7 protein-coding genes are annotated in these 6,128 nt (G+C 62.4%); 6 read left to right on the top strand and 1 reads right to left on the bottom strand.

Annotation, left to right across the window (positions count from 1 at the left end; all coding sequences use genetic code 11):
• Nucleotides 1-316 (bottom strand): LysR family transcriptional regulator (locus tag NKH41_RS33665; protein WP_352516389.1); only part of this gene is annotated, 316 nt, incomplete at its 3' end.
• A 127-nt stretch (nucleotides 317-443) separates the two neighbouring features.
• On the opposite strand from NKH41_RS33665, the gene NKH41_RS33660 reads away from it, so the two are divergent.
• The 6 genes from NKH41_RS33660 to NKH41_RS33635 form a co-directional block, all read left to right on the top strand.
• On the top strand, nucleotides 444-1,976 hold the full coding sequence (locus NKH41_RS33660; protein WP_352593530.1) for an ATP-binding cassette domain-containing protein: 1,533 nt from the start codon (nucleotides 444-446) through the stop codon (nucleotides 1,974-1,976).
• Nucleotides 1,973-2,977 (top strand): ABC transporter permease, encoded by a 1,005-nt coding sequence (locus NKH41_RS33655; protein ID WP_352509974.1) that lies wholly within the window; start codon nucleotides 1,973-1,975, stop codon nucleotides 2,975-2,977. The genes NKH41_RS33660 and NKH41_RS33655 overlap by 4 nt, the downstream gene beginning before the upstream one ends.
• Before the next feature lie 22 nt (nucleotides 2,978-2,999).
• Nucleotides 3,000-3,962: a substrate-binding domain-containing protein gene (locus NKH41_RS33650; protein ID WP_352516222.1), complete on the top strand. Its 963-nt coding sequence runs from the start codon at nucleotides 3,000-3,002 to the stop codon at nucleotides 3,960-3,962.
• A gap of 65 nt (nucleotides 3,963-4,027) precedes the next feature.
• A complete protein-coding gene (locus tag NKH41_RS33645; protein WP_031195132.1) occupies nucleotides 4,028-4,921 on the top strand; it encodes an amidohydrolase family protein in 894 nt (297 codons plus the stop codon).
• A 35-nt stretch (nucleotides 4,922-4,956) separates the two neighbouring features.
• Entirely contained in the window at nucleotides 4,957-5,709 is a 753-nt protein-coding gene (locus tag NKH41_RS33640) for an SDR family NAD(P)-dependent oxidoreductase (RefSeq protein WP_023722445.1), read from the top strand.
• 19 nt (nucleotides 5,710-5,728) lie between these two features.
• Nucleotides 5,729-6,128: thiamine pyrophosphate-binding protein (locus tag NKH41_RS33635; protein WP_502898630.1), on the top strand; the 400-nt coding region annotated here is incomplete at its 3' end.

The raw sequence follows: 6,128 nt of genomic DNA, 5'->3' as shown, positions 1-6,128 counted from the left end.
ACTCGGCCAACCGCGGCGCCAGCCATTTCTCGCCGAAGGAAGGACTGACGCGCAGGCTAAGCTGGAAGCTTTCGCGCTGCCGCACGATGGCATTACGCACCTCGCGTATGGATTCGAAAGCCTGGGTGGTGGTCTGGAAGAGCCGCTCACCGTCGATCGTGAGCGAGAGATGGCGCTTTTCGCGCTGAAAAAGCCGGACCCCGAGTTGGTGTTCGAGCAGCCGCAGCTGCTGGCTGACCGCCGAAGGTGTCACCTGCAATTCCTGCGCGGCCTTTGCCACGCCGCCGAGCCGCGCGACCGCCTCGAAATGCGTCATCGAATTGAACTTGATGTCTGACATCGTCCTCGTCAGTTAAGCTCAGCTACACAGAATATTAAGAAACGAGAATTGAGCCTAATGTCAATCGGTCGCATCATCCTGTGGTCCCGGAAGGAGATACAGGATGGAGCCGAGTTCAACCCAAAGCTTGGGTAGTGCCGGCAATGTGCCGGCAGTTGGACAGGCATCGACCAGGAAGCCCCTGATCGAGGCTTCCAATGTCAAGAAGAACTACGGCGCAACACGGGTCCTTCGGGGCGTGAGTTTTCAGGTCCGGCCTGGCGAAATCCACGCGCTCCTGGGCGGCAACGGCGCCGGCAAAAGCACCCTGATCCGCATCATCACCGGGCTGATCTCACGCGATGCCGGCGATATTAGCTTCGCCTCGTCGAAGGCCGGCCACACCAGCCCGATCATGGCGGTGGTGCATCAGGAGCTGGCGCTATTGCCCGAGCTGTCGGTCGCGGAAAACATCGGCATTGTGCATGCGAGGTCGGGCTGGTCGCAGATCAGCCGTCGCCGCATGCGCGAAACCGCGCTCGGAGCGCTGCGGCTGATTGACCCAGCGATCGGCGAAGAGATCATCGATTTGCCGGCGCGCAAATTGTCCCTCCACGAAGGCCAGATCGTCGAGATCGCTCGTGCCCTTTCCACCGGAGCCGAAGTGCTGCTTCTCGACGAGCCCACGGCCAATCTCACTGCCGGCGAGACTGCCAAACTCTTCTCGGTGCTGAAGCGGTTGGTGCACGAGGAAGGCATCGGCATCGTCTTTGTTTCTCACCGTATGCGGGAAATCCGCGCGCTCTGCGATGTCTGCACGATCTTGCGCGATGGCGTCACGATCGCGAATGCCACGCCGCTTGCATCGCTCAGCGACGCCGAAATCGTCCAGCAGATGGGCCAACACGCGCAGCGTCCGGCAAGGCACCGCAACCCGCAAAAACACCTCCGACAGGGCATACCAGTCGAACTCCTCGGCCCCGGCGACGTCAGGATAGCGATTTCGTCCGGCACCATCCTGGGACTGGCCGGCGCGCCCGCAGGCCCGACCGGCCTCATTGCTCCCCTGGTGGGCGCCGGACCCGGGGCTGGCTGGCGCCTTTCCGGCGAGGGTTTTGCGGACCGCTTCTCGTCTCCAGCGGCAGCGGCGCGGGCCGGTATCGGCTTTGTTTCGGGCGACCGCGCAACCAAGGGGATCCTTTCGCAGCTGCCCATCGTCGATAACGTGCTTGCAGCACGCAGGGTTCGCGAAAGACGGCGGATCGTGGCCGCAGCCGAGCGGCAGGAATGTCACGATCTCGTTTCAGCGCTGAAGTTGAAAGCCAGCTCGATCTGGGACCTGCCGGCCTCGTTGTCCGGCGGCAACCAGCAGAAGCTTCTCGTCGCACGCTGGCTTGGGCTGCCGCTCCGGATGGTGGTGCTGGAAGAGCCGACGCGTGGCGTCGACATCGGCACCAAGCATGACATTTACGGTTTGATCCGGGAGATGGCCGACGCTGGCGCGATCATCATCTGGTGGTCGACCGAGAACGTCGAACTGCTCGAGCTTTGCGACGCCATTTTCGCCTTTGACACCGATGGGCAGCCGAAGGGATTCCTGCCTGAAGAGCACTACACCGAAGACGGGCTCGCCGAACTGACGGGGATGGCGGCATGACCGACGCGAGCAACGGCACCACGACCACCGACAAACTCCGGACCACCAACTCGCGCGTCCCAGCAGTTCTTTTGTCCTACCGAACGGAAGGCGCGATTGCCGCCGCAATCGTCGTCCTGCTGCTGGCCGTCGGCATGTTCGTGCCCGCTGCACTCAGCATGGGCAATGTGCAAAACATCATCCAGGCCGCCGCGCCCCTCATCATCATGTCACTCGGTGTTTTGCTGGTCGTGGTCACCGGCGGCATCGATCTTTCGGTCGGTTCAGTCTTTTCCTTGACCGGTATGGTGACCGCGCTGGCGATGGCCAGTGGCGCCGACGGACTGACCGCCAGTGCTGCCGGCCTGGCCGTCGGCCTTGTCTTCGGCTCGATCAATGGTCTTCTGGTCACGGTCGTTGGGCTCGCGCCTTTCGTCGTCACGCTCATCACCTACGCGGTGGCGGGCAGTCTGGCCTTCATCGTCACGAATGGTCGTTCGATGCCGATCGGCGCGCCGGATTTCTGGCTCCTGAATTCGGGCGAGATCATCCCGGGCGTCCCCAACCATCTTCTGTTCTGCATCATATTGATGATCGCGCTGGAATACGTCCTGCGAAAGGTCGTGCTCGGACGCTGGTTCTATGCCGTCGGCTCGTCGGCAATTGCTGCCCGGCTGCTCGGCATCCCGGTTCTGCGCATCAAGTTTGCCGCCTATGTCGCTTCGGGCCTGCTTGCCTCTTTCGCCGGCCTGTTGACGGTAAGCTACATCCTCAACGCCGAAGCCACGGCCGGCGCCAGCCTGATGCTGCAGGCAATCGCCGCCGTCGTCATTGGCGGGGCCAGCCTCTTTGGCGGAACCGGCAGCGCGATCGGTGCCGTGCTGGGCGCTCTGATGATCACCTGCATCCAGAACGGCGTGAACCTCATCGGCGTGAACAGCTTCTGGCAAGGCTCCGTCACCGGCGCCGCGATCCTGCTCGCGGTTCTGATCGACCGCTTCAGCAGCAAGAACCGACTCTAGATCATCAACGGGAGGAACCAAGATGAAGTTGAAGACCATACTACTTGCAGCATTGGCGGCGGCCGCCTTGTCCAGCGCATCATACGCACAGGACAAAAAGACCGTCGCTTACATCGCCCCGTCGCTGGACATCTCCTACTGGCAATGGGTCGGGTACGGCGTGAAGGAGAAGGCCAAGGAACTCGGCATGGATTATGTCGAGTACACTTCGGAAAACTCACCCGCCAAGCAGATGGACAATGCGCGGACCGCCGTGACCAAAGGCGTCGCGGCCATCGTGATCGGCCCCGTCAGCTCGACCTCGACACCGCCGCTGCTCGACTATCTAGCGAAGCAGAAAGTGCCGATCGCCTTTGCCGGCATCGGGCCGCAACCGGGCCTCACCAACTATACGTCCTCGGTCACCGCGAACAACTATGAGACCGGCAAGGCGCAGGGGAAATTCACCTGCGAGCTTGCCAAGGAGCGTGGCGGCAACAAGGTTGGCATGCTGTCGCTGCCGCAGGACCGGGAGAATGCACAGAAATACCTCAAGGGCGCCAAGGAGGCGTTTGCCGCCGACGGCTGCGACCTCGTCCAGATGCTGGAAACGCGGGGTCTGACGATCAACGAGGCCGTCACCCAGGCAAACGACCTCTTGACCGCCAATCCCGACATCAAGGCCATCTACGGCATGTATGACGAAGCCGGCACCGGCGCCGCCAAGGTGGTCGAGACCCGGGGCCTCACCGGCAAGATCGGCATCACCGTGGCCGACGGCTCGCCGACCACGATCGCGCTGCTGAAGAAGGGAGCGATCCAGGGCATCTTCTTCCAGGAGGCGGTGGGACAGGGCATCGACGGAACCCAGCAGGTCTACAACGCACTGACGGGCGCACCGGTGACCCAGGACCTGGCCTTGGTCATGCCTCTTGTGACCGCCGACAAGGTCGAGAGTCCTGAGGCCAAGAGGGTCATTGCCCGCGTCTTTCCGCCGAGCAACTGACCGCCACCCAATGGACCCCCCGGCGTGGCCGGGGGGGTCCAGACCTCGAGCAAGGAATCCCGACCGTGGCCGAGCTGCCGTTCATCGATCCGCACCATCATTTGTGGGATCTGGAGACCAATTATTATCCGTGGCTGACCGACGGGGTTAAGCCGTCGGCTTTCGGTGACTACGAGGCGATCCGCAAAAGCTACCTTCTCGACGACTACCTGGAAGACGCCAGGAACCAGACCCTGGTGAAATCGGTGCACTTGGACGTAGGGTTCGATCCCAGCGATCCGGTTGGGGAGACGCGCTGGCTGCAGGAGATCGCCAACAAGCGGGGCTTCCCCCACGGCATCGTCGGCTATGCCGACCTGTCCATACCCGATGTCGGCGACCTCCTCGACCGCCACATGGAATATCCGAACTTCCGCGGTATACGGCAGTCGATGAATTACCATCCTGACCCCGCCAAGACCTATCAGTCGCGTCCGGAGGTCAGCCGGACACCCGAATGGCGACGTGGCTTCCGGGAACTGGCGAAGCGCCGGTTGAGCTTCGACTTGCAGCTCTACTATCCGCAGATGGGCGAGTTTCTCGAGCTCGCGCTGGACTTCCCCGACGTCCAGATCATTCTCAATCACACCGGCATGCAGGTCGATGGCCCTGAGCATTTCGATGCTTGGAGAAAAGGCATGCATCAGTTGGCGCAAGCGCCGAACGTCGCCTGCAAGATCTCGGGTCTCGGCATGGGCGACTGGCGATGGACCGCTGCATCGATCCGTCCCTATGTCGAGGAAGCGTTCGGGGCGTTCGGGGTCGGCCGCTGCATGTTCGCGACGAACTTTCCGGTCGACAAGCTGTTTTCGAGCTTCGATGCGATCGTGAACGCCTTCAAGGAGATCACGCGAGGCTACACCCATGAGGAGCGGCTTGCGTTGTTCCACGACAACGCCGCCCGGTTCTACCGACTTTAGATCACCGGCAAAGAGAAATAGCAGGAGAGTTCGACATGTTGCTGAAGGGCAAGGCCGTGGTGATTTCAGGGGCCGCGAGCCCTCGGGGGATAGGCCGCTCCACGGCAACGCTGATGGCGGAGCAAGGCGCGCGCATTGCTATTCTTGACCTCGATGAGCAACAGGCCCGTGACGCCGCCGAGTCGCTTGGGCCCGAGCACATTGGCCTCGCCTGTAACGTCGCCGACCTCGATGCCTGCAAGAGGGCTGCTGCCGAAGTGGCCGAAGCCTTCGGCAAGGTCGACGTGCTGTGCAACATTGCCGGGATCACGCAGCCCGCAAAGACACTGGATATCGGCCCGGCTGACTGGGACCGCATGCTCGATGTCAACCTACGCGGCGTGCTCTATCTCAGCCAGGCATTCATCCCGAACATGCGCGAAAATGGCGGTGGCTCGATCATCTGCATGTCGTCGGTTTCGGCCCAGCGCGGCGGCGGCATCTTCGGTGGCCCGCACTATTCGGCTGCCAAGGCGGGTGTTCTGGGGCTTGCCAAGGCCATGGCGCGCGAATTCGGTCCCGAAGGCATCCGCGTCAACTGTGTCACACCGGGCCTGATCCAGACCGACATCACCGGCGGCAAACTGACCGAAGCCATGCGCGCCGACATCATCAAGGGAATCCCGCTCAGCCGGCTGGGGGATGCGCGCGACGTCGCTGGCGCCTATCTCTTTTTGGCGTCCGATCTGGCCAGCTACATCACCGGCGCCGTGATCGACGTCAACGGTGGGATGCTGATCCATGGCTGAGAGGATAACGGATCTTGAGATGCCTCGCGCTGGCAGCAATGTCAGCCTGGCCGAACGAGCCTATCGTATCCGCCGACATGCCGTGCGAATGGGCCAAGTCCAGGGCCAAGGTTATGTCGGACAGGCGCTGGGTGTCGCCGACGTGCTTGCCGTCGCCTATTTCCATGCGCTTCGCTACCGGCCGGAGGACACGTTGTGGGAGGGACGCGACCGCTTCCTGCTGTCGATCGGACACTATGCGATCGCGCTCTACGCGGCTCTGATCGAAGCGGGCGTGCTGCCGGAGGAAGAGCTCGAAACCTATGGCAGCGATGAAAGCCGTATGCCGATGTCGGGCATGGCGCCATACACGCCCGGCATGGAGATCACCGGCGGCTCGCTCGGTCACGGCCTTGGCATTGCCGTTGGCATGTGCATGG

Origin of the sequence: Mesorhizobium sp. M1169, from assembly GCF_040318345.1 — a bacterium.
GTDB lineage: Bacteria > Pseudomonadota > Alphaproteobacteria > Rhizobiales > Rhizobiaceae > Mesorhizobium.
Note: the sequence above shows the minus strand (reverse complement) of the source record. Positions and strands in the feature narration are given on the sequence as shown.